The organism is Winogradskya humida (genome assembly GCF_016862215.1).
Lineage (GTDB): Bacteria > Actinomycetota > Actinomycetes > Mycobacteriales > Micromonosporaceae > Actinoplanes > Actinoplanes humidus.
On the sequence record NZ_BOMN01000173.1, the window covers coordinates 1 to 1,355 of the forward strand.

Consider the following 1,355-nt stretch of genomic DNA (forward strand, 5'->3'; position numbering starts at 1 on the left):
GCCGAGGTCTGCCGGGACGGCGTCGGGGACGGTGGCTCCCCGGTCGGCGCCGGTGAAGGTGAGCTTGGACTTCTCGATGTTGTCCGGGTCACCCTCGCAGTCCACGACCACAATCTGGCCGGGGCGCAACTCGTTGAACAGGATCTGCTCCGACAGGGTGTCCTCCAGGTCCCGCTGGATCGTGCGGCGCAGCGGCCGGGCACCCAGGACCGGGTCGAAGCCCTTCTTCGCCAAATACTTCTTGGCGTTGTCGGTCAGCTCCAGACCCATGTCCTTGTTCTTAAGCTGGCCTTCGATCCGGGCCGTGAAGATATCCACGATCTCCAGGATCTCGTTCTGACGCAGCTGGTGGAACACGATGGTGTCATCGATACGGTTCAGGAACTCCGGGCGGAAGTGCTGCTTCAGCTCGTCGTTGACCTTGACCTTCATCCGCTCGTAGTTCGACTCCTCAGCCTCCGAGGCCTGGAAGCCCAGCGACACCGCCTTGGCCACATCCCTCGTACCAAGGTTCGTGGTCAGGATGATGACCGTGTTCTTGAAGTCCACAATCCGGCCCTGACCATCGGTCAGGCGACCGTCCTCCAGGATCTGCAACAGCGTGTTGAACACATCCGGGTGGGCCTTCTCGATCTCGTCGAACAGCACCACCGAGAACGGCTTACGCCGCACCTTCTCCGTCAGCTGACCACCCTCGTCATACCCGACATAACCGGGAGGGGCACCAACCAGGCGGGACACGGTGTAGCGGTCGTGGAACTCGGACATGTCGAGCTGGATCAGGGCGTCCTCGGAGCCGAACAGGAACTCCGCGAGGGCCTTGGACAGCTCGGTCTTACCGACACCCGACGGCCCGGCGAAGATGAACGACCCCGACGGGCGCTTCGGGTCCTTCAGGCCGGCCCGGGTCCGCCGGATCGCCCTGGAGACCGCCTTGACAGCGTCTTCCTGACCGATGACGCGCTTGTGGAGCTCGTCCTCCATGCGCAACAGCCGGGACGTCTCCTCCTCGGTCAGCTTGTAGACCGGGATGCCGGTCCAGTTACCCAGGACCTCAGCGATCTGCTCGTCATCAACCTCGGACACGACGTCGAGGTCGCCGGCCTTCCACTCCTTCTCCCGCTGCGCCTTCTGACCCAGCAGCTGCTTCTCCTTGTCCCGCAGCTGCGCGGCCCGCTCGAAGTCCTGCGCGTCGATCGCGGACTCCTTGTCACGACGCACCTGAGCGATACGCTCGTCGAAATCGCGCAGGTCCGGCGGTGCGGTCATCCGACGGATCCGCATCCGTGCCCCGGCCTCATCGATCAGGTCGATCGCCTTGTCGGGCAGGAACCGGTCCGAGATGTAACGGTCAG

Annotated in this window: 1 protein-coding gene; it reads right to left on the minus strand. The window is 63.9% G+C overall.

The genetic code is table 11. From position 1 onward, the window contains the following. Positions 1–1,355 (minus strand): AAA family ATPase (locus tag Ahu01nite_RS50020; protein WP_239159809.1); only part of this gene is annotated, 1,355 nt, incomplete at both ends.